The organism is Fibrobacter sp. UWEL, assembly GCF_900142535.1.
In the GTDB taxonomy this organism is placed as follows: domain Bacteria; phylum Fibrobacterota; class Fibrobacteria; order Fibrobacterales; family Fibrobacteraceae; genus Fibrobacter.
The window spans coordinates 122,206-144,138 of sequence record NZ_FRBE01000001.1; the positions used below are offsets into that span (position 1 = coordinate 122,206).

Annotated in this window: 21 protein-coding genes; 16 read left to right on the plus strand and 5 right to left on the minus strand. The window is 49.2% G+C overall.

Features of this window, described 5'->3' with window-relative positions; translation table 11 throughout:
- The first annotated feature begins 79 nt into the window (after positions 1-79).
- The 3 genes from BUB59_RS00525 to BUB59_RS00535 all read left to right on the plus strand — a co-directional run bounded on the left by BUB59_RS00525 (position 80) and on the right by BUB59_RS00535 (position 2,790).
- On the plus strand, positions 80-454 hold the full coding sequence (locus tag BUB59_RS00525; protein ID WP_143160152.1) for a NusG domain II-containing protein: 375 nt from the start codon (positions 80-82) through the stop codon (positions 452-454).
- On the plus strand, positions 438-1,424 hold the full coding sequence (locus BUB59_RS00530; protein WP_073224598.1) for a Gx transporter family protein: 987 nt from the start codon (positions 438-440) through the stop codon (positions 1,422-1,424). Before BUB59_RS00525 ends, BUB59_RS00530 begins: the two co-directional genes overlap by 17 nt.
- Positions 1,425-1,734: 310 nt before the next feature.
- Positions 1,735-2,790 carry a PD-(D/E)XK nuclease family transposase gene (locus BUB59_RS00535; RefSeq protein ID WP_073224600.1) on the plus strand — a complete coding sequence of 352 codons (1,056 nt, stop codon included), beginning with the start codon at positions 1,735-1,737 and terminating at the stop codon, positions 2,788-2,790.
- A 153-nt stretch (positions 2,791-2,943) separates the two neighbouring features.
- On the opposite strand, the gene BUB59_RS00540 is transcribed toward BUB59_RS00535, so the two are convergent.
- Together BUB59_RS00540 and BUB59_RS00545 are read right to left on the minus strand one after the other, a co-directional pair.
- Positions 2,944-4,482, minus strand: coding sequence for a hypothetical protein (locus BUB59_RS00540; RefSeq protein ID WP_073224602.1), 1,539 nt, complete (start codon positions 4,480-4,482; stop codon positions 2,944-2,946).
- A gap of 24 nt (positions 4,483-4,506) precedes the next feature.
- Positions 4,507-5,526, minus strand: coding sequence for an FAD:protein FMN transferase (locus BUB59_RS00545; RefSeq protein WP_073224931.1), 1,020 nt, complete (start codon positions 5,524-5,526; stop codon positions 4,507-4,509).
- A gap of 201 nt (positions 5,527-5,727) precedes the next feature.
- Between BUB59_RS00545 and hemL the strand changes: the two genes are divergently transcribed.
- The 13 genes from hemL to BUB59_RS15095 all read left to right on the plus strand — a co-directional run bounded on the left by hemL (position 5,728) and on the right by BUB59_RS15095 (position 17,955).
- On the plus strand, positions 5,728-7,014 hold the full coding sequence (gene hemL, locus BUB59_RS00550) for a glutamate-1-semialdehyde 2,1-aminomutase (RefSeq protein WP_073224605.1): 1,287 nt from the start codon (positions 5,728-5,730) through the stop codon (positions 7,012-7,014).
- 29 nt (positions 7,015-7,043) lie between these two features.
- Complete coding sequence (locus BUB59_RS00555; protein ID WP_143160153.1) at positions 7,044-7,994, plus strand: hypothetical protein; 951 nt, start codon at positions 7,044-7,046, stop codon at positions 7,992-7,994.
- Between the two features lie 239 nt (positions 7,995-8,233).
- The gene (locus BUB59_RS00560; RefSeq protein WP_234979880.1) at positions 8,234-9,418 is read left to right on the plus strand and encodes a cytosine permease; all 1,185 of its coding nucleotides are present in this window, start codon (positions 8,234-8,236) and stop codon (positions 9,416-9,418) included.
- A 96-nt stretch (positions 9,419-9,514) separates the two neighbouring features.
- A complete protein-coding gene (nirJ2, locus tag BUB59_RS00565) occupies positions 9,515-10,507 on the plus strand; it encodes a putative heme d1 biosynthesis radical SAM protein NirJ2 (RefSeq protein WP_073224935.1) in 993 nt (330 codons plus the stop codon).
- Positions 10,508-10,519: 12 nt separating this feature from the next.
- The gene (locus tag BUB59_RS00570; RefSeq protein WP_073224609.1) at positions 10,520-10,948 is read left to right on the plus strand and encodes a hypothetical protein; all 429 of its coding nucleotides are present in this window, start codon (positions 10,520-10,522) and stop codon (positions 10,946-10,948) included.
- A 14-nt stretch (positions 10,949-10,962) separates the two neighbouring features.
- Positions 10,963-11,502, plus strand: a complete 540-nt coding sequence (tadA, locus tag BUB59_RS00575) for a tRNA adenosine(34) deaminase TadA (RefSeq protein WP_234979881.1) — start codon at positions 10,963-10,965, stop codon at positions 11,500-11,502.
- Between the two features lie 62 nt (positions 11,503-11,564).
- A complete protein-coding gene (locus tag BUB59_RS00580; RefSeq protein ID WP_073224611.1) occupies positions 11,565-12,392 on the plus strand; it encodes a hypothetical protein in 828 nt (275 codons plus the stop codon).
- Positions 12,392-13,111, plus strand: a complete 720-nt coding sequence (locus BUB59_RS00585; protein WP_073224613.1) for a right-handed parallel beta-helix repeat-containing protein — start codon at positions 12,392-12,394, stop codon at positions 13,109-13,111. Before BUB59_RS00580 ends, BUB59_RS00585 begins: the two co-directional genes overlap by 1 nt.
- A gap of 8 nt (positions 13,112-13,119) precedes the next feature.
- On the plus strand, positions 13,120-14,028 hold the full coding sequence (locus tag BUB59_RS00590) for a hypothetical protein (RefSeq protein ID WP_073224615.1): 909 nt from the start codon (positions 13,120-13,122) through the stop codon (positions 14,026-14,028).
- Positions 14,029-14,039: 11 nt separating this feature from the next.
- Positions 14,040-15,932, plus strand: coding sequence for a fimbrial protein (locus BUB59_RS00595; protein ID WP_073224617.1), 1,893 nt, complete (start codon positions 14,040-14,042; stop codon positions 15,930-15,932).
- A gap of 3 nt (positions 15,933-15,935) precedes the next feature.
- Positions 15,936-16,574 (plus strand): OmpA/MotB family protein, encoded by a 639-nt coding sequence (locus BUB59_RS00600; protein WP_073224620.1) that lies wholly within the window; start codon positions 15,936-15,938, stop codon positions 16,572-16,574.
- A 10-nt stretch (positions 16,575-16,584) separates the two neighbouring features.
- On the plus strand, positions 16,585-17,241 hold the full coding sequence (locus BUB59_RS00605; protein ID WP_073224622.1) for a hypothetical protein: 657 nt from the start codon (positions 16,585-16,587) through the stop codon (positions 17,239-17,241).
- A 417-nt stretch (positions 17,242-17,658) separates the two neighbouring features.
- The gene (locus tag BUB59_RS15095; protein WP_143160154.1) at positions 17,659-17,955 is read left to right on the plus strand and encodes a hypothetical protein; all 297 of its coding nucleotides are present in this window, start codon (positions 17,659-17,661) and stop codon (positions 17,953-17,955) included.
- A gap of 62 nt (positions 17,956-18,017) precedes the next feature.
- Here BUB59_RS15095 and BUB59_RS00615 read toward each other — a convergent pair whose 3' ends face one another.
- From BUB59_RS00615 to BUB59_RS00625, 3 genes are all read right to left on the minus strand, one after another.
- Complete coding sequence (locus BUB59_RS00615) at positions 18,018-18,842, minus strand: Rpn family recombination-promoting nuclease/putative transposase (RefSeq protein ID WP_073224626.1); 825 nt, start codon at positions 18,840-18,842, stop codon at positions 18,018-18,020.
- A 149-nt stretch (positions 18,843-18,991) separates the two neighbouring features.
- The gene (gene argH, locus BUB59_RS00620) at positions 18,992-20,440 is read right to left on the minus strand and encodes an argininosuccinate lyase (RefSeq protein ID WP_083540092.1); all 1,449 of its coding nucleotides are present in this window, start codon (positions 20,438-20,440) and stop codon (positions 18,992-18,994) included.
- 65 nt (positions 20,441-20,505) lie between these two features.
- Positions 20,506-21,933: an NCS2 family permease gene (locus BUB59_RS00625; RefSeq protein WP_073224628.1), complete on the minus strand. Its 1,428-nt coding sequence runs from the start codon at positions 21,931-21,933 to the stop codon at positions 20,506-20,508.

Consider the following 21,933-nt stretch of genomic DNA (forward strand, 5'->3'; position numbering starts at 1 on the left):
AACGCCTGGTGAAACATCAGGTGTTTTTTCTTTCTTCTAGAATGTTGGATTAGGCTAACTTTTTCTATATTTGCCATCGATGCATCAAGAGTCCGTAATTAGAAGAATTGTTTCCTCGGTGAAGGTTCTTGATGTGGTGCTGTTTTGCGGAATTGTTGTAGCGGCACTTTGGCTGACCTTAGACAATCTTAAAGCCTCGGGCGATAGGATTGTGGTTCATGCAGGCGACCGGATGTATGAATTTAGCCTTAAGGAAGATGGTGTCCACAAGGTTCAGGGGCCTTTAGGTGAAACGGTCATCGAAATAAGGAATGGCCGGGCCCGCATCGTTGACTCCCCTTGTCCCAACAAGATTTGCATCCGTCAGGGTTTTGCGCACCCTCTTGTTTGCCTCCCTAATAAGATTGTTGTGGATGTAGAGGATTCGGAGGGCTTTGATGCGGTTGCGCGATAGGAACTACATTGCCTATCTGGGGGCGTTGACGCTTCTGTTCTCTTATGCTGAAATGTTCCTGCCTCGCACGGTGCCCTTCTTTAGGCTGGGGCTTGGAAATACCGTGGTCTTGTTGGCTTTCGGTTTGGATTTCCCGGCGTTTTTAGTTTTGCTCTTGATCAAGGCGGTGGCCTCTTCGTTGATGGCGGGTACCTTGTTTTCGCCCTTCTTTATTTTATCCCTTGCGCAGTCCGTGGCTTCGGGCGTTGTGATGTACGGGCTTTTTTACGGGACCCGTCGGATTCAAAAGTTCATCAGTCTTTATGGAATTTCCATGGTGGGGGCGGTGGCTAGCTCCCTGGTGCAAATCCTGTTGGCCAGTCTCTATTTGGGGGCGGGTTCCTATGCCTTGCTCGGCCCCATGATGCTCTTTTCCCTTTTCGCCAGTATCCTGACGGCGTTCCTAGCTCTACATTTGCATATTCCGAATCAAGCGCCTGTAATTTTGGAATCCGGTGAAAAACGGAAATCTCATTCGCCTTATAAAGTTTGGGGAATTGTTGCCGCTATTTGCGTTATGGCTGTGTTCACCTTGATGCAAAGTAATCTGATGGTGCTTGGAATCTGCCTAGGAATAAGTCTTGTGTTCCAAAAAATCTCTGGACGGCGGATCCTTTTGATGCCTCACATAACGCTCTGGATTTTTGTGTTGATTGCCAACATTCTGTCTCCCTCGGGCCGGGTGGTTTATAGCCTGGGACAATTCAACATTACCGAAGGGGCTTTGCTGACTGGCTTGAATCAAGCGTTAAAACTATCTGCAGTTTCAGCCTTGTCACAATGTGCAGCCAGTTTGCGTCCGGCTGGCGATTCTATCATTGCCTTGTCCCTCAAGTATTTTAGAGGCCTGAGCGATGTTCTTCGAAAGTCTCCCGGCAATATCTTCAAGAAGATTCGCTTGGCTTTAGCCGCCACACAAATTGAAGAATAATAACTTAAAGTGCTGCCGAATGTATTTTTAGTTTGTATATTTTGACTATTCTAATCCGCATACGTGCTGGCAAGTTTAACTCTCTGCTTGATGTTCGCGGCACGGGCTTTTTTTAATGCCCGCACAAAGCCGCAGGGTTCCTGGGTAAGCGCTACCTGGACAATTGACGTAGAGCACCTACAAACATTTTTCCCCATAACGGGTATTTTAACTGTTTGCGACAGAGTGCTCTCGCGTTTGTGACGAAGCGGAAAAGGCCGCCTTTCGGTGTTTTGAGACTCTCTTTTGCAGACGCAACAAGAGAATTCAAATGAATCGCGAAGAGTTTGCAAATCTTCTGAAAAATATTAAGAATGTACATGATAAGGGCGGAACGCCCGAGGATCTGGACGCATTCCTTCTGCCTTATGCCAACCGCAATGTTTACTTTTACAATGACGCTTGCGTCAAGAAGATCCTGGCCAGTCAGGAGAATATTCCCCTCACTGTGGATCTTGTGAACGCGTCCCTGGATTTGAAGGGGAGTGATTGTTTTGAGTGTCCTTCCCTGAGTAATCCTTATATTCCTGGGGAACTGGGTATCAAGAGTGTGGAACCGGATATTCTGCTGAGAAAGTCTCATCCTGTTTTTTGCGGGACGAAGCGGCCTGATGATGTGGTTTCTGTGGAGTTCCAGCACAATGGTGGTTCTATTTTTAGTGACCGGCTGATGCTTTACGTGGCACGCCATACCAGTCGGATGGTTGCTCCTGGTGATGTGGGGCCCCTTGACAATCTCAATCTGATTAGTTTTCAGCATTTTGATACGTACCCTTGGGAAGTATGTCGGGACTACCGTTATACCATCAAGATGAGGACCCAGAACAATCTTGTGTATTACAATAAGCAGACTATTACTCTCGTGGAAGTGAAGAAGTTTTTGGATCATGCAGATTATTTCGTGGATGATGATAGTCGCTTGGCCCAGTGGCTTCGTGTCATTGATGCCTTGAACCGCGAAGATGATGATGCTTTTGCCAAGTATGCGGGTGACCCCATTTTCCAGGCCTTGCATAAGTCCGTCAAATTGTGTAACTTTGACAGTGGATATTTGCTCAAGGAGTCTAAGCATATGACTGACATCGCCTACGAAAAGTATATTGCTGCTGAGGAAGGCCGTGCTGAGGGCCGTGAAGCGGGCCTTGCAGAAGGTCGTGCAGAAGGTCGTGCAGAAGGTCGTGCAGAAGGTCGTGAAGCTGGTCTTGCTGAGGGGTCTGCCGCAAAAAGTCGGGAGATGGCAAAAAGGATGCTTTTGGCCCATGAACCTGAAGACAAGATTGTCGCCTACACAGGTCTTTCTGTTGAAGAGATACGTCAGATTAAGTAAGGTGGCTCAAAATACATAATGATAAGCCTGGGGCAAGAGTGCCTCGGGCTTTACTATTTAAAGTCGCATTTCTTTGATGCAAAAAAAAGAACCTCCCGCCTGGAGTACTTATTAGGCAGGAGGTTCCGTTCTCGATTCGTAATGTCTTAGGTCTTATTCTGCGGAGCTGGAGGATGCCGGTTCCGGTTCTGCAGCTTCGGAAGAAGAGGAGGCAGGTGCTGCTTCAAACTTGACCTTTACAGTTGTAAGGGCCTGCAAGCCAGTAGCATCTTCGAACTTGAAGGTGAATTCGCCTCCTGCGGCAGGAAGGATGCTGGAATCAAAGACAATGTAAGGTGTAGTTGCAGAGAATGTGCCGCCATTTGCAATGGTTGTGTAATTGACGTTTCTGCCCTCGGTGACGCCGTAAGCGGTGAGCTTCAGGGTGGCCGCGCTGTTGACTGCGTCCACATTGAAGATTGCGGTTTCGCCTACGGTAAAGGTAACGCCTTCTGTAGTGAAATCGCTGATGGTTGTAGTATTGCCGCGGGGGCCCGGAGTAACAGTGACGTTACCCTTGCCTGCAGTTACACTGGCGCGGAAGGGGAGGAACATGTCGGTGTTCAAGGATACGTTGTGATTATCTTTGACAAAGTAAGTCACCTTGGTAATGCGCTTGCCGCTGAGTCCTGCAAACTGTTCGTAGGGAGGTACGCAGTTGTGGGGTTCTGTGAATTTGCTAGTGCTAAAGGCAAATTCGCGAGTCTGCAGCCAGATATGGCCAGAAGGAATTAGGCCGTACTTGTCGCCGAATTCATCTTCAATTACGACAGCCTGGATGTTGTCTGTGGTAACTTCGAATACGTCGGCAGCGGCGAACTCAACCATGTAGTGGCCCCAGGCGGAGGCTGCATTGAGAATGGCAGTAGACGGAGTGCGGTTGGATACTGCACCATAAGTTTTACTGATGGAACCGTCTGCATTTATGACCTTATAGTTTACAGGAGCCTTTGCATCGTCAGACCATGTGGCAGCCTTTACCAACTTGTAAAGATCGCTGGCGTCGCTTTCGGAACCATTGGCCATGACATCTTCGTAAAGAGCCTTGTTGATGGCTACGTCAACTTTGAGCAAACCCTTGAATTCGGTTGTTTCACCAACGATTTCGGTATTTGCTTGCAAGAATCTAGCGCCCTTTTGTGTGGTGGCGCTGGTAAATGCATCGTAGCCGTCCATCACTATAGATGCGCTGGGGGCCTTGAAGATTCCCTGGGTGGCGCTCATTTCGCCGTCTACGTCGTTAACTTCGCCATAGAAGAACTGTGCGAAGCTTAAATCTACAGTACCGTACATCAAGTCGGCAACAGGCGCTTCCTTGATCACTTCCACATCAATTGTGTCGTGGATGGTATCCTTCACCACGATGGTTGTCTTTACGGTGTCCATGGTCTTGATGACTTCGGTGGCGGATACGGTGTCATAGACCGTAACCACTTCGGTAACCTTGATGGTGTCGGGAACCTTGATGATTTCGGAAACCTTGACGGTGTCCTGTTCCTTGACAACTTCTGTAACCAGCAGAGTGTCGGTTACGGAAATTTCGTTTCCTTCGGAATCGTAATACTTGGTTACATCGTCACCGCAGGCGGTTAGACCGAATGTTAAGGCAGCAACAAAGCCTGCCGTTCTAAGTGCTAGAACGCTTTTTTTCATGTTTTCTCCGGATGTGAGGTTGTTTTACTTTTGGATAATCGTTTTGCTCTTGATTTGGTGGGTGAGTGTTAAAACGTCCTTGAGCCCATCGGTGTATGCGATGGTATGATCGTTCATGGTCAGGATCATTTGGAAACTTTCGTGATTGTTCTTCCAGAATTCAATGGCCTTATCTTTGCCCATGACGAATAGGCTTGTGGATAAGGCGTCGGCGTATAGCCCTGATTCGGCAACGATGGTGACCGAAGCTAATTCGTTTTCTACAGGTCGTCCTGTGTGTCCGTCAAAAATATGGATAAAACGCTTGCCGTTTTGTTCAAAGTAACGCTCGTATCCACCGCTTGTAATGACAGCCTTGTTGCAGACTGCGATGCCTCCAAGGGGCGCATCTCCCCAGGGGTTGTTAACGCCGACTTTCCATGGTTTGCCATCGGACTTGCATCCTAATGTCTGTACGTTTCCGCCAAAGTCTAAAATAGCGGAAGTAATGCCTTTTGATTTCATCATTTGGATTGCGCGATCACCGGCGAATCCTTTGCCAACGGCGCCCATGTCCATCATCATCCCTTTTTTCATTTGGATTGTGGCTGCTCCGGATTCGTCTTTCTCTGAAATCGTGACCATCGTGAAGTCGGTAAGGGTAAGGGCTTCTGCGATTTCGGGAGCCGAGGGAACCCTATACTTTTCGGTGGTGAAACCCCATAAATGAACGATGGGGTAGAGCGTTGGGTTAAAGGCTCCGTCTGTTTTCTGGGCCATGTTTAGGGAAAAAAGGAATAGTTTGGCGAATTCCGGTGGAATGGTGATGGACTTTTCTTCGCCACTGTTATCATGATTGAACTTGTAAATAAGGCTGCTTTCTTTTGTGGTAGAAAGGTTTGCCTCGAGACCTGCGATTATTGATGCAACGGAATCGTTGACCGCATCTGATTTTGGACCGTAACTCTTCAAGGTCATGAATGTGTTCATGGCTTCGAATGATTTTGCTGATGTCTTGAATTCCTGTGTGTTCGTAGAATCATCTTTTGAACAGGCGAAAAACATAGAACAGCAAAGAATTATGGCAAGTAGTCGAGTCAAGTTTTCCTTTTTGTATTTTAGATGTGGCTAATATAGTAAGTTTAAGCTAACTTTTAAAGATGTGCGGACTGAAAAAGTTAGAAAAAACTAATTTTGTAAGATTGGAGGGGCGATTATATGTGATGTTTTTGCAAAAACTCTAACATCTTTTCTACCTTTCCCATTATGAATCATTCTATTAGTGAAAAACTGTTTGCTGAAGCAAAGTCCCTGATGCCTGGTGGCGTCAATAGTCCTGTTCGCGCTTTTGGTAACGTGGGGGCGACTCCTCCGTTTATCGCCCGCGCCAAGGGCAGTCATATTTATGATGTGGACGGCAACGACTATGTGGATTACGTGGGCTCCTGGGGCCCCATGATGTTGGGCCATGCCCATGATTCCGTGATCAAGGCTGTGGCAGAAACAGCTCAGAATGGTTTGAGTTTTGGCGCGCCCTGCGGTCTGGAATCGGAACTGGCAAAGCTTGTGATGGAGCTGGTGCCCAGCATCGAAATGATTCGTATGGTGAACTCCGGTACGGAAGCTACCATGAGCGCCATCCGCGCTGCCCGCGGTTTTACCGGCCGCGATAAGATTATCAAGTTTGAAGGCTGCTACCACGGTCACAGCGACAGTTTGCTCATTAAGGCTGGCTCCGGCATGTTGACCACGGGCAAACCCAGCAGCAAGGGCGTTCCCGCAGACCTTGCCAAGTACACTTTGACGCTCCAGTACAATGACGTGGCCCAGGTTCGCGAAACCTTTGATGCCATCGGTGACGAAATCGCCGGCGTCATTGTGGAACCTGTGGCTGGCAACATGGGTGTTGTCCCTGCCACCAAGGAATTCCTCCAGACTCTTTCCGACGAAACCAAGAAGCACGGCGCCCTCCTGATTGTTGATGAAGTCATGACTGGTTTCCGCGTGGGCATTCATTGCGCACAGGGCCTGTATGGCATTAAGCCTGACTTGACCACTTTCGGTAAAATCATTGGTGGCGGCATGCCCGTTGGTGCTTACGGCGGTCGCCTGGATGTGATGCAGCAGATTGCTCCCTTGGGCGGAATCTATCAGGCAGGCACCTTGTCTGGAAATCCTGTTGCCATGGCAGCAGGCCTTGCCACCATGCGCGAGCTTAGCGGCAATCCCGAACATTATGTCCGTGCCGAACGTTCGACGACGAACCTGCTAAAGGGTCTCAAGGACGCAGCCGTTGAAGCGGGCCTCCCTATGACCACCAATCAGGTGGGTTCCATGGGTTGCGTCTTCTTCACCGAAGGTCCTGTAAACTGCTTTGCCGATGTTCAGAAGTCTGACTTGGAACTGTTCCGCAAGTACTTCCTGGGAATGCTTGACGAAGGCATTTACCTGGCCCCCAGCCAGTTCGAAGCCATCTTCGTCAGCTCCGCCCACACCGATGAAGACATCAACAAGACCATCGCCGCCGCCCGCAAGGTACTGAAGTCTTTATAAGTTTATATTTGAAGTAGTTTGGTTCGTTTTTGATGAAAAGTGTTTTTTATATCATTGTGCTTTTGCTTTTGTCTAGTTGCGCCACCATTATGAATGGTGGTGAAAAACAGCTGCATTTCCACTCAGACGAACCTCGAACTAAGATTAGTGTCTCGGCGCAGCATGCATTTCCTGTAACAGGAAAGGACGACGTTGCTATAAAAGTCAAGAAAGGCGATGTGATGGTCCTTGCCGAAAAAACAGGGTGCGAACCTAGATCGATTACGGTTCAATCCTCATTTTCGGGTGGTTGGTACATTTTAGGTAATCTCTTCTCTTTTGTTTACTTTGGTTGGATTTTTGATCCCATCCTAGGTGGAAGTTGGTATTATGACCAAAAGAGTTTTGATGTAACTCCGGATTGTGGTGGACATTCCTATTCAGAATCTGATGATGCTTGGAATCAATCCTTAATTGAGGATGATGAAGTTGCTCCTCCTGTGAATAAGAAAAAATTGAAGAAAAATAAGCAACCTGTTACGGTTCCTAAAGAACCAGCCCCTGTTCAGGTAGAATATCCAACCACATACGTGGCTGTTCTAGAAACAGTTTCTGGAGCGGATCTTTTGGACCATAATTCCAAACTGTTCTTGACAGATGTTATGCGTGATGCCGCCAGCCGAGCCCTTCCTGCAAAGCAGGGCTTTGTGGTTATGACACGCGAAAATATCAACGTAATGCTTCCTCCTGGTAAATCTCTTGAAGAATGCGAAGGTAGTTGCCTTGCTGAAACCGGCCGAAATATTGCTGCTGACTTTGTTGCTCAAGCTCGGATAGGGAAGTTTGCTAATTTCTTGACCATTACCGTGGAATTGTACGAGACGAAGTCCAGTAAATTGATTTCTAGCATTACTGCAAGAGCTTCTGATGAGGAACAATTGCTTGTAGAAATTGAAAATCACGCTGAAGAATTATTTGGCAAAGTTATAGAAAACAGATAGTTGCGTAATCAAATTTGCATAATCCCCACAAGGTGCTGAAGTCTTTGTAAGTGTCATCCCTTCGGCAAGCTCAGGGCAGGCTCTGAGCGGAGTGCGTAGCACAAAGTCGAAGGATCTAGTGGTCTGATAGTATAAATCTATAGCCTTCTCTATAAACATTGTATAACTTTGAGCCTTGCCCTCGGTATAGGCTCTTTCTATTTTTTGCGCCCGAAAAATTCACCCCGCAGGGGAGGTCAATGATGGAAAAGCGAACAAGTATTTTCTCCAATGCAATCATCTGGTTTGGCGTTGCCATTTCCGTTTCTGAAATCGTTTGCGGTATCGAAATCGGTGAGGCGGCCAAACTGAGTGATATCTGGTTCCCGCTGGTGCTGGGCCACGTTCTGGGTGGCATCATGCTTTACTTTGTGGGCCTGATTGGTGCCCGCGTTCGTGTGAACGCCATGGAAACTACCGCTTCCACTTTCGGCAAGTACGGTTCCAAATTCTTCGCCATCTTGAATCTCACTCAGCTTATTGGCTGGATTGCCGTGCTGAATGCTCAGGGTGCCATGGCCTTGGCTGGCTTGAATCTTCCTATTTCGTTCCCGGTGACTTGCGTAATTCTAGCTGTGCTTATTGCGGCTTGGGTTTTTGTTGGCCTGCGTAAGACTGCGAAGATTACCACGGTGGTCATGGGACTGTTGGCAGTTCTTCTGGTGGTGCTTACTGCAAAGCTTTTCGGTGTGGATGCAGCCGCTGCCTCCCACGCAGCTGCACCTGCTCATCAGTTTGGCTTTTGGACTATTTTCGAGATTTCCATCGCCATGCCTCTTTCCTGGCTGCCGGTGATTTCTGACTACACCAAGGATGTGGAAAAGCCTGTTCCAGCAACCATCGCTTCCGCCGTGGCTTATACTTTGGCCAGCCTCTGGATGTACTTCATTGGTCTGCAGATTGCTGGCCTTGGCCTGGGTGTTGAAAACGGTATTGCCCAGGCCATTCTCCTGGCTGGCATCGGTATTCCGGGTATTATTATCGTGGCCCTTTCTACAGTGACCACCAACTTCCTTGCTGCAAACTCTGCAGGCGAATCTGCCAAGGCCATCTTTAGCAAGTTGAATCCCAAGGTGGGTGGCGTTGTGGTTTGCGTCTTGAGCACCATTCTTGCCATCTGGGGCATTGTGGATCACTACATCAGCTTCCTCTACCTCATTGCCGCCGTATTTGCTCCCATGGCTGCGGTGCTTCTGGTTTCTTACTTCTTTGTGAAGGAACACCTGGACCAGAAGGGCTTCTGGATTTGGAACTTGATTTCCTGGGCAGTTGGCTTTGCTGTTTATGAAATTGCTGTGAACACCGGCGTGGATTGGATTGGTCCTACCATCCTGGCTGTCGCGGTTTCTGCGGCTCTGTCCTTTGCCGCAAAGCTAAAAAAATAACTAGCGGATAAATCCTGCGGACTATTTCATTGCTCTTTCAAAAATGTTTGAAAGGGCAATTTTTTATATTTGGGCGGTAATAAAAAGAGGATGACCATGATCGTTTCTTGGATGACCACCAATAAGTGTAACTTGACCTGTAAGCATTGCTACCAGAATGCTGGTGATACAAGGGCTCGTGAGCTTACTACAGAAGAAGGCCATAAGCTCATTGATGAAATCAAAAAGGCTGGTTTCAAGATCATGATTTTCAGTGGTGGCGAACCCATGACTCGCCCCGATATTGTGGAATTGGTGGAACATGCATCCCGCGTGGGCCTTCGTCCAGTATTTGGAACCAACGGCACAATGATTACTGCAGAAATGGCCCAGAACCTGAAGAAGGCTGGTGCCATGGCTATGGGTATTAGCATCGATAGTATTGATCCTGGTCGTCACAATAAGTTCCGTGGTTTGGATAATGCTTTTGAATTGACCTTGGCTGGCATTGAAAATTGCAAGGCCGCTGGTTTGCCCTTCCAGATTCACACTACCATCATGGACTGGAACCAGGGTGAAATCCTTGAAATTATGGACTGGGTCAAGGAAATCGGGGCTGTGAACCATCAGATCTTTTTCCTGGTGCCTGTTGGTCGCGGTAAGGAAATTGCGGATCACGCCCTTCATGTGGCTGAATATGAAAAACTGCTCCGCTCCATTATGGAGAAGAGCCGCACCTTGGGTATTCCGGTGAAGCCCACTTGTGCTCCTCAGTTCCTGCGTATTGCAGACCAGCTGGATGTAAAGACTCGCTACACTCGCGGTTGTCTTGCTGGTTTGGATTATTGCATTATTAACCCGGTGGGAGAGGTTCGTCCCTGCGCCTATATGACGGAAGTTGCTGGCGACGTGCATGAAACTCCCTTTGATGAAATCTGGGCTAATGCTGAAGTTTTCAAGAAACTCCGCACCAAGGCGTACGAAGGCTTCTGCGGTAAGTGTAAGTATAACGATCGTTGCGGTGGCTGTCGCGCACGCGCTGCCTATTATCACGATGGCGACTATATGCACGAAGATAACAACTGCGCTTACGGTCGTGGCGTAAAGTAATTAGAGGAAACGATGGCTGACGTAAAAGAAGATGAAATTTCTGAACTCCGTGAAAAGGACCGTGAGCATGATTCCCGCCTGGATTCCTTGACCGCACAAAACCAGACCCAGGATTTTAAACTGAAGTCTCAGATTGCCAAGGACAAGGAACACGATTTCCGTCTGGATTCTCTTGTGAACAAGAACGGAGCCCAGGATGCGGAAATCCATCGCCAAGCGGTGAAAGACGAAGAACATGACATTAAGTTCCAGAATCTGGAAGCCCGTTGCAATGCCATGGAAAAACAGATTCGTCACTTGATGAAGATGCTTCCTGAACATGTTCAACTGGATGAAATTCCCGAAGAGAATCCTAAGGGGAAGGTTTCTCCCGCGGCCATTGCTGCTCTTGTGTGTGGTGTAGCTGCCTTGATTCTTTCTGTAGTGAACCTTCTTGTTTGATCGGGTGGTTGCTTATGGACGACCTGAAAAAAGTAGGCGACATCGACCCGATGGAAATTGCAGCCAAACTGTTGGCGGAAGAGGATGAACGCTTTATGCGGCTGGCTCTTCGAGAAGCCCAGCAGGCTTTCGATGAAAAGGAAATTCCCATCGGCTGTGTCATCGTGAAGGATGGGGTAGTGATCGGTAAAGGTCACAACCAGATCGAGATGCTGAAAGATGCTACCGCCCACGCAGAAATCCTTACCATCGGTACGGCTGCGGGTGCTCTGGATAACTGGCGTCTGGATGGCTGTACTTTGTATGTAACGCTGGAACCTTGCCCGATGTGCGCCGGGGCTATTCTCAATAGTCGCGTTTCCCGTGTGGTTTACGGCTCTCCCGATACACGCTTTGGTGGCTGCGGAACGACCATCGACGTTATTACAGATAACGCATTAAAACGTCCTGTTCCTGTTACAGGAGGCGTACTTGCCGATGAATGTCTAGGAATACTGAAGGCCTTTTTCCAGCGGATGCGCCTAGAAAAAGGTGACTCTGGTAAAAAAGCCTAATTCAGGGGTCTCTCGGAACATCGGGAGACCTTGTTTTTTATAGTCTTTGCTACATTTTAGCCATGACTTTTATTAAATATCTCGCCAGCTCTGCTGCACTGTTTTGTTTATGTTCCTGTGATAGCGACCAGTACGTTCTTGCTTTCAATACGGAAAACGCACCGGTTCAAACTTATCACCTTGAGTCCAACCTGAATTCCATTCTTCCTATGGATTCTACCACCACTTCTCCGGAAGCGATGAACACACACCTGCAGGTCCGTGCCTCCAATAGCATGCTGACCTCTTACGACGATGGTTCGGCAAAGTTTGAACTGAAGGTGGACTCTGTGGACTACAAGTCCGACAAGCGTACCGTGGAAGAATTCCGCGAAATGGAAAAGGCTGTCTCCACCGAAAATTTCCAGTACAAGATGGCTAAGGATGGCATGATCAGTTCCGCCATTCTGGAAGATTCCTTGACCTTGGGTTCCGAGGCCTTGAATCTGGTCCGTCTGTTCCTCAAGATTCAGCCCATCCTTCCGGGTAAGGCTGTTGCCGTGGGTGAAACCTGGGAACGTCCCACCGAAATTCCGGGTCGTAACGGCAATACCACCGTCTACAAGACTTTCACCTTCCAGGACTACTACATTCACGATGGCGTCCAGATGGCTCGCGTCGGCATGAACCTGAAGTATCGGGAAACCGCTGATTCCACTTCCGACGTGCTGATGGAAAGCAATGGCTTCATCCTGGGCTCTGGCGATATTCTTTTCGATATTACCCACGGCGTTCTGGTGAACGCAAGCATTGAACTGTCTGGTGACTTGAAGATGAACGATATCGTGTCCGGAAGCATCATTCCTGATATGCATGTCATCCAGAAGATTAAGCTGAGGAGCGAATTTTAATGCGTTTTGCAAAGTTGACTAGCTGTTTTGCTGGGCTTCTTGCCCTGGCCTCTTTTGCCGTCGCTGGCGAAAGACCTTTCCCGCAGGTAGAAAACGGCAAGGTTTCCTTACTTGCTTCTGAAAGCCCGTACCTGTTGGAAATGGGTGTGGTGTTTTCCGCCAAGGATACTTTGGACATTGAACCTGGGGTGACCGTCCTTATGGGCGAGTATGCCAAGATTACCTTCCGTGGTACGGTTCGCATCCAGGGTTCCGAAGAAAAGCCCGTTGTGTTCCGTAGCCAGAATCCTTCCTTTAGCTGGAACGGCATTCATTTCATTTCTCTGAATCGCCCCTTCGAAGTAAAGAACCTGCTGGTGGAAAATGCTTTCCGCAATACGGTTTTCCGCTCTAAGGGCATTTTCGAAAACGTTCGTTTCGTGAACAACTACTATGGACTCTGGCTGGACGAAGCTCCGGAAATTTTCCTGTCCCGCTGCGAATTCGTTCGCAACCGCTTTGCTCTTTCCGCACGCGCAAGTAAGGCTATCTCTGCTGAAACCAAGATTTCCAATAACGTCTATGGTCTTTATCTGGAAGCTGGTGGCCAGTTTGAAGGGGATCAGTCTCTCGTGAAGAACAACCTGGAATCTGATGTCCGTAAGGAATCCGAAGAACTGGCAAGCCAGAACAAGCGCGTAAACCGCTCTATCTGGCAGCGTATCGAAACTGCATTCTAGGAGCCTAAGTGCAAGATTCCTTCCGCAGATCCATTCGTAAGATGACGGGCAATAGCGTCCGTCTGAACGTGCGCCCGAACCGTTCATCCATGGTGGCAAATTTGTCACAGTCCATGATGGTGACGTGGTCTATCGTTCTTTACGAACATCTGGATGCCATGCTGAACGATCCTACGGCAAATGTGGGATCCTCGGAATTGATTTCCTACAGTGAAACTGCATGGAAACTTGCTGATGCTAGCTTCCCTCAGATCATTGCAGATGCCAATAAGCTTTACGATGAATTCCGCACGAAGTGGATTCAACGTTTTTCCACCGAAGAAGTGACTCGCTTGCTTCTGGAAGGTGGAGACTTCCTCCAGCATGATGAAGAAAAGGGCTGGACGCTTACCGTCAAGAATAACAAGCAGGACATTAACGCTTTCTATTCCGCTACCATCCATTTGCTGGTCAGTGACGCAGAACCGCTCTTTGTCCGTATGCACGGTCGCGTGATGCAACTGCAGGAAAAGCTTTGCAAGTACTGGCATGGGGAGTCCGCTGTGGATGCGGTTTCCAAACTCTTGCCCAGTCTTGAAGCGTCCCTCAGGGATAAGGAAAACGCTATGGTGGTATCCTTGCGTGGTTCCTTGAACGCTCTGGCCAAGAAACGTTTTGCGGCAGCCTTTGCAACAAAGGGAACCGGACACTACTACACGTCGGCGGCGTCCTGTGCACGTAATGTGGGACGTTACTGGAATCCCCATTATGCTTACGAAAATGGCTTCCTGGCCTTTACTGATGATTTTTGCGATTATGCCCGCGGGCTTACGATTCAAGTGATTGAATGGTACCAGAGTAAGTGGGCGCTCTTCCTCCGCGGATTTAACCGTGGTCAGTTGAATTTGTTTGAAACAGTGGCCTCTCCTAAGGCCTAAGCAGGTGAAAAATGAAGAATACATTCACATCCGTCTTGTTGTTAACTGTTGTGGGCCTTGCTGTTCTGGTGGCAGGCGCTAGTTATTTTGGCGCACCGCTGTTTGGCTGGATGATCATGATCGCCATCTTCGTGGTGTTCATCTTGGAACAGGTCGTCGCCCTCAAGAAGATTAAGCAGGTGGCTGCAGAAAATGAAGTTCTTGAAACTAGCAAACATCGCGGCATTTACGGCATCTCTGGCGATGGCGTTGTGGCAAAACGCATTGCTCTTGCCAAGAGCCTCCTGAATAAGAAAATCCGTCTGGATTCTCCCATCGCCTACGAAGTGCTGAATAACAACGTGGATATCAAGGTTCCCCGCAGTTCCGGCGGTACGGTGATTCTCCTTGGCTTGATGGGTACCTTCTTCGGTCTCATGGCGTCCATCGCTACAGCAGGTGGCGCTATGGATACTACCACACAGGGAACTCTGGATACCATCCAGCACTTGTTCCAGAACATGAAGGGTATCTTCGGTACTTCTCTTTGCGGCTTGTTTGCTGCCTTGATCTTGAATGCAACCCGCAGTTTGATGATTTCCGCCCGTGATAACTTTATGGCTCGTTTGGATGCCTTGACCTTGAATATGCAGGGTGATGTGTCCGAAGAAGAATCTGACAAGACGGGTCTGGAACGTTTGTTCGAAAGTGTGGAAAAGAATCTCGCCGCTGTAACTGCTTCCGTTCAGGAAGGCCTTACGGGTGTTGTCAATAAGGTAGGGGAGGAACTGTCCGCAACTACCGCCAAGATGAACGATAGCGTTTCTGCTTCCGTGGATCAGGTTTCTGCAAGTGTGAACGCTTCCGTCCAGAAGGTTTCCGCAGAAATGTCCGCTTCCGTCAAGACCTTGAATGAATCTCTCGCTTCTGCCATGAGCGGCATGAACGATGCTGTGAAGGATCTGGGTGGTTCTGTCAGTGCATCCATTTCTACCGCCTTCGCTCCTATGGAGAACAGTGTGAAGGCTCTGTCTGCTTCTGTGGAATCCATTCCCTCTAAGCTGGACGAAAAGCTGAACGGTCTTTCTGCAGCTCTGGATTCCGGCTTGGGTGACATTGCTGGTGGCGTAAAGGCAGGCCTCAATGGTGTGGCAGATGATGTGAAGTCCGCCTTGAGTGATGTTTCCGGCAGCGTCTACGATGGCCTCTATAAGGTCAGCGAATCTGCTCAGAACTCTCTGGCTGATTCCTCCAGCAGCATTGCAGAATCCATTGCGGATCAGGTCAAGCAGTCCAACGAACAGTGGAATGAATTCATGCAGCGTCTGGAAGAACGCGCTACCTCCAATGTGGATGCACAGCGTGAAGGTCTGGAAACTCTCAAGAATGTCGCCCTTCAGGTGGCTGAAAAGGCTCAGGCCGGTTCTGCAGAACTTTCCGCTTCCGTCTCCGAAAAGCTGGGTACTCTTTCCAACGACATTCTGGCTGCCTTCCAGAAACTTTCCGAAACCTCTTCCGTATTGTTGGAAGCCCAGAAGGCTCTCACGGAAAGTATCGACAACCGTGTGGTCAAGGAAAAGGAAGCTACCGACGCTCTTGGCGGAAACATTGTGGAAACCGCAGAACTCATGCGTGTGAACCAGTCCGAACTGAGCGCTAACTTGGAAATGCTCCGCGCCGGTCTGGAAACCATCCTCGAAAAGCTCAGCGGTGATACCGCCGAACGTGACGAAGAAGAAAACTTCATCGAACACTTGAACCAGTCTCTGGAAGCCTTCCACGAACGCGCCAGCGAAGTGCTTATGGAAAATGCGGTCAAGACTCAGGAAATCCTCCTGGAAGTCCTGGAACAGACCCAGCGTGTGGGCCACTCCGCTTCTGTTGCATCCTCCGCAAGTTCCGAAGAATCCAAGGTCGAGGAATAATCTATGCGTTTCAAGAGAGACGAAAACAGCAATCCCTGGATGGCCTATACCGACTTAGGTGTAGCCCTGGTTTCGCTGTTCATTCTGGCTTTCGTAGCTATGGCTACCCTCAAGGAACAGAAGGCAGAAGACTTGACCCGTACCGAAGAAGAAGTGCTGAGCTGTCAGGAAGAAATGCGAAAGATTGCGGCTGAACGTAATGCCCTTCTTTCCAAGAGCTTGCAGACTTCTATTGAGGCAGGCCTTATCGCTCTTGAAGGTGGTAAGATTCAGATTCAGGCCCAGTTCCTGTTTCCTATCAATGGCGCAGACTTGACCAACGAAGGCGTTAGCGTGATTCGCGGAATCAGCAAGGGTCTTCTGGAAGCCATGGATTCTACAGACGTCATCATGGTTAGTGGCTTTACGGATGATACTCCCATCAAGTCTAAGTCCTATACCAACTGGAACCTTTCTACGGAACGTGCGGTCAATGTGGTGAAGACTTTGATTAAGGAAGGTTTCCCGCCGGAACGCCTGTTCGCCGCAGGCTTTGGCGAACACCAGCCCAAGTATCCCAACGATACGGAAGAACATCGTCGCTTGAACCGTCGTGTAGAAATTGGCGTGACCCCGCTCCAGATGATGGAAAAGTCTAACTAGGTTTGTGTAGATGCAGGCTCGTCTTGAAACATTGAAACAGTCCATTGATGCTATCCGCAAGAGCGGAAAGCTTCCTCACTGGCGTATGGTTTATGCAGACAACCTGCTGAATCGTGCCGGTGAATATGTGGCTGTGGATCGTCTGCCCGAAGCAAAAATGGTGGCCGATAAGCTGGACCGCTGGATTTCTACCCACACGCCTAAGGTGGAGTCCAGTAATCGCTTTGCTGAAAATCCCATGGTCTTCTGGAATGCAGAAATCCTGGGTGGCATTTCTGAACGCATTAAGAAAACTCTGAACGAAAAGCGTGCCCTCGTTCCCAATACGGAACGAGAAACGATTTTACGCCGTTTGAACCTGGTAGAAAGCTGGGTGAAAGAGGGTAACGTCCTGGCGGCTCACGAAGAACTTCTTTCCCTTCGTGGTGCTTTAATTTCCCGTTTGCGTCGAAGCTATCGTGCTCGCCTGGTTGCTGTTGATTTGTACCAGGGGAATGTGGTTCAGCCTGCAGGTAGCCTGGTGGGCCTGTACAATGCCCGCCATACTTTGGAAGAAACCTTCCATGTGGTGGGTGAACGCGATCCCATTTGGGTCGAAGACTTCCTGGAAATCTATAACGACCTGTTCCGCATCGTGGAACGCCTGGTGCCTCAGGATAAGAAGTAACTCCTCAAAAAGAATTTGCAGCTTTGTTGACGTGCAAAAGCTATTCCTACAAAAATACTTGTAGGTCTTTTTGTGTGCCAAAACACTTTTAACAAAAATATTTGTAGGTCTATTAGTGTGCAAAAGCGCTTCCAACAAATTTCAAACCCAAGAATAGCCGGGGTAGTTGCTTGTTATGCGGACTGCTTGAAAGACCTTGGACAGATTGTTCCCGATCGGCCGGCGCTACCATTGAATAAACTGCATAAAGCCCGAATTGAAGCTTACAACAATTGCCATAAGGCCCTGGAATCATTGAAAGGTTTTGTTTCTCATAGTGAAAATCCCTGGTTTGAGCCCTTGGATAATGCCTTTCGGCGGTCTCTGTATCGAGTTCAAGTATCCCTTGCAAGGTCAATTTTAGATAATGCTTTCGCGGTGGCGTCTTCCGTCCCGTGGAATGAAAAGGATCTGTTCTCCTTGAATTCCCGCATGGAACAATTTATTGCCTTGAGCAGGGATTGCCACCAATGGGAACGTTTCAATGTGGAAGCGAAACGCGTCCGAAAGAGTAAGAACCATATGGCAGCCCGTAGAAATTGCGTTGTTGTTTATAGGTGCATTCTGGAACTGGCAAAAAACTATTCGGTCCAGGGAGACAAAGAGTGCTCGGAATTTCTCTCCTGGCTAAAGACTGCATCGCATACTACAGATGAATGCACAGGCCGTAGCTAGAAATAACCATCTCCTAAAAACAATGAAAAAACGCCATACGAATCAATCGTACGGCGTTTTTATTAAAGTTCCTTGATTTCCTCAGGAGAGAGACCTGTAATTTCAGCGATATCCTTGATGGCGTAGCCCTTATCGCGGAAACCCTTGGCCAATTCCTTGTTCTTGGAATCTGCTCCCTCGGCAAGTCCTTCCTTGAGTCCCTTCTTGTAGCGAATGTTGAGTTCCTGTTCCAGAGTCATATAAGCCTTCCTTGCTGCGGGGTCCATGCGGTACTTTTCGACCAGCTTGTGGATGCGCTTCATCTTTTCGGATTCGCACTTCTTGGTGGCGAAATACTGCATGTATTCGCGAGTTGCCTCGTCGTCCATTTCGGAGTACTTCTTAAAGATATAATAATTCTTGTAGCAGAGGTCTCCCATCAAAATATTCGGGTCAGATTCCTCGCGGTTCTGGAACTTGTAAACGGGCTTTCCCTTCTTGAAAATGTCGGAAGGGCAGATGAACAGGATGTACTGTTCCTGGAGTTCCTCGTAGTCTGCGCCCTTGGCCAGGGCGTCCAAATCACACATCCCCTGATAATAACGTGCCCGCTTGGGAAGTTCCCCGGTATTCTCCATCTGCAGTTCGATATCAAACTGCCGGCCCACCTTAGTCGCGCCACCAGCGCCAGAAATGTCCTCGCGAACATGCACGTCAAAACGGACGCTCTTGTGGAAGGGATCCTCCTGGGACGCAGCCTCCGAAACAACGGAAATCTTATCAATGTTGACCTTCAGAACGTCCTGCAGGAAATCTCTGGCCACGTCCACATTGCTGAACACCTTCGTAAACATGAAGTTGTCCGTGATGTCCAGCTCCTCATAGGGCTTCATTTTGTATTCACTCATTATACCTCCGAGTAAAAAATGGTTTTACTCCTAACACGCTTTTTTGGAGGCGTTTGAATGGATTATTTTTGAAATATTTTGTTTACGTAATGAAAAAGGCCGCGATTCAATCGCGACCCTTTTCTAGATCTTAGCAGGAGCCTTTTGACTTAAGCCTTTTTAAACTTCCTAAGCAATGCTTCTGCCTTTGTGAACTGCTGCTTTACAGACTTGGGACCGGTACCACCTTCGATGTTACGGCGGCTTACGCTGTATTCGAAAGTCAGGGTCTTCTTCATCTTCTGCACATCGGGAACGCCGGCGGCTGCCCAAGATTCGTCGGACAGGTCCGTGAATTCTTTACCCTGGCGGGCGGCTTCGCCCACAAGGCTACCAACCACATGGTGAGCGTCACGGAACGGAACGCCTGCTTCTACCAAAAGGTCAGCCAGGTCGGTAGCCAGCAGCGCCGGCAGCATCTTGGCTTCCATCTTGTCGAAGTTGAAGCGTGCGGATTCCAGAGCTTCCTTCATCACGCGGAGAATCACCTTCACGTTGTGAACGCTGTCGAATACGGGTTCCTTGTCTTCCTGCAGGTCGCGGCTATAAGAAAGCGGTGCGCCCTTTGCAAGAGTGTACATAGCGGTGAAGTTGCCCAGCATACGGCCAGACTTACCGCGGATCAATTCCATGGAGTCCGGGTTCTTCTTCTGGGGCATCATGGAGGAGCCGCTGCTGAATGCATCGTGCAAAGTGAGGAAACCGAATTCGCTGGTGCTCCAGTTTACGAAATCTTCGGCGTAACGGCTCATGGTGTTTGCGATGATGGCGAGGTCGGCGTTGAATTCCAGCATCATGTCGCGGTGGCTTACTGCGTCGATGGAGTTGGGGCTTACATCCTTAAAGCCAAGTTCAGCAGCCACGAGAGCGCGGTGGTAGGGGAATGCGGAACCAGCCATGGCGCCGCTACCCAGCGGCAGCTGAGAATGCAATTCCAGGAAGTTGTCCAAGCGCTTAACGTCGCGGCTAACTGCGAAGAACATGCTCATGAGGTAATGGCTGAAGTAAATGGGCTGAGCCTGCTGCAAGTGAGTGTAGCCCGGCATCAGCTTGCCGAAGTACTTCTTGGAAAGATCCAGTACCACGTCCATCAATTCGATTTCCAGGGCGCGGATTTCTGCAGCACGGTGACGCATGTAAAGCTTGAAGTCGGTGCAGACCTGGTCATTGCGGCTACGACCGGTGTGAATCTTCTTGCCCAGGGCGCCGATGCGTTCGGTAAGCACGCGTTCCACAGCCATGTGGATGTCTTCGTCGGAAGGCTGCCACAGGTTCTTGCCTGCGTGGTAGTCGTCCAGAATGGTCTTGAGACCGTCGCAAATCTTCTTGTATTCTGCCTTGGTCAGCACGCCGGATTCAACCAAACCTTTGCCGTGACCGATGCTGCCTTCGATGTCTTCTTCAATGAGTTCTGCGTCGAAGTGGAGGCTGAAGGACAGATCCACCATGGACTGGGCCATACCGCTAGCGAAGCGGCCGGTCCACATGTTGGTCTGGGTTCCCTTCTTGGATTCTTTCTTTGCAGCGGGCTTTGCTGCAGCTTTAGAAGACTTTGCCATAAGATGTTCCTTAAAATACAGGTCTAAACTTTTACGGGGTAAATATAGAAAAGCGAGCCCCTAATTTACATCAAAGCGTATTTCAGCACGAATAGAATGCTGAGAATTCCCATGACGTAGTTTACACGCTTGCGCTTGCCGGTCAGCAGATTAATCACCGTGTAGCTTACCACACCCAGCATAATGCCGTCGGAAATGGAGTAGGTGAGGGGCATGCCTGCAATGCAGATGAATGCGGGGATGGCTTCACCGTAACTGCTGAAGTTAATCTTCACCACAGAGCTTACCATGTAGAAGCCCACAATCATCAATGCCGGAGCTGTGGCAAAACTAGGAACTGCAAGGAAAATGGGAGCCAGCAGAATGGATGCCAGGAACAAGCCCGCAGCGCCAACAGAAGTAAGACCGGTACGTCCGCCTGCAGCAACGCCGGAAGCGCTTTCCACGTAAGTGGTGGTGGTGGATGTGCCGAGAATTGCGCCAGCAGAAGTGGCGATAGAGTCTGCGCACAAAGCTCCGTTAATGCGGGAAAGCTTGCCATCCTTCAGGAATCCGCCCTTCATGGAAACGCCAATGAGGGTGCCCAGGGTGTCAAACAAATCCACGAAGAAGAATGCAAACATCACTACGAAGAAATCCAGAGAAGTCACCAGAGACCATCCCTGTCCAACGACCGCACCGCCCTGGGTGTGAGTCCAGGAACCGGAATTGAAAAGTGCACCGAAGGTAATGCCAAATTCGCTGAAGGTATTGCCCAGATCGCTAAAGTAGTTTCCAAAACGGGGAACGATGGAGAAGAATCCTGCAGCGGGATTGGGTGTGTAAATGCCCACCAGTTCAGAAATAATACCCAGGAACCATGTGGCGAAAATGCCCAGCAGGATGGCTGCCTTCACCTTCTTCACCACCATAACGGCGGTCAGGACGGTGCCAATCAGTGCCAGCAATGCCCAGATACCTGTAGTATGGAAATCGCTATTATGGAAGCTTACCATGCCCACCAAAGTCGCGTCATTATTGACAATCACCTTGGCGCCCTGTAAGGCGATAAACGTAATGAACAAGCCGATACCTACCGCAACAGCAGTCTTCAGCGAGATGGGAATGCTATTGAAGATTGCGCGACGAACAGGAGTCAGGGACAGAATCAAGAAAATCAAACCTTCCACAAATACAGCCAGCAAGGCGAACTGCCAGCTATATCCCATGGTGAGCACCACGGTATAGCTAAAGAAGGCGTTCAGGCCCAGACCCGGAGCCAGCACGAAGGGATAGTTACTGAAAAATGCCATGAGAAGAGAACCCAGGGCTGCAGCCAACGCTGTTGCCAGGAAGATGCCTCCCTTAGGCATGCCGGAAGCGGAAAGAATTCCTGGGTTCACAGCCAGAATGTAGGCCATGGTCATGAAGGTTGTAAGACCGGCCAGCATTTCCGTACGGACGTTGGTCTTGTTGTCTGTCAGCTTAAAAAGCTTTTCGACGAGGTTGTTCAT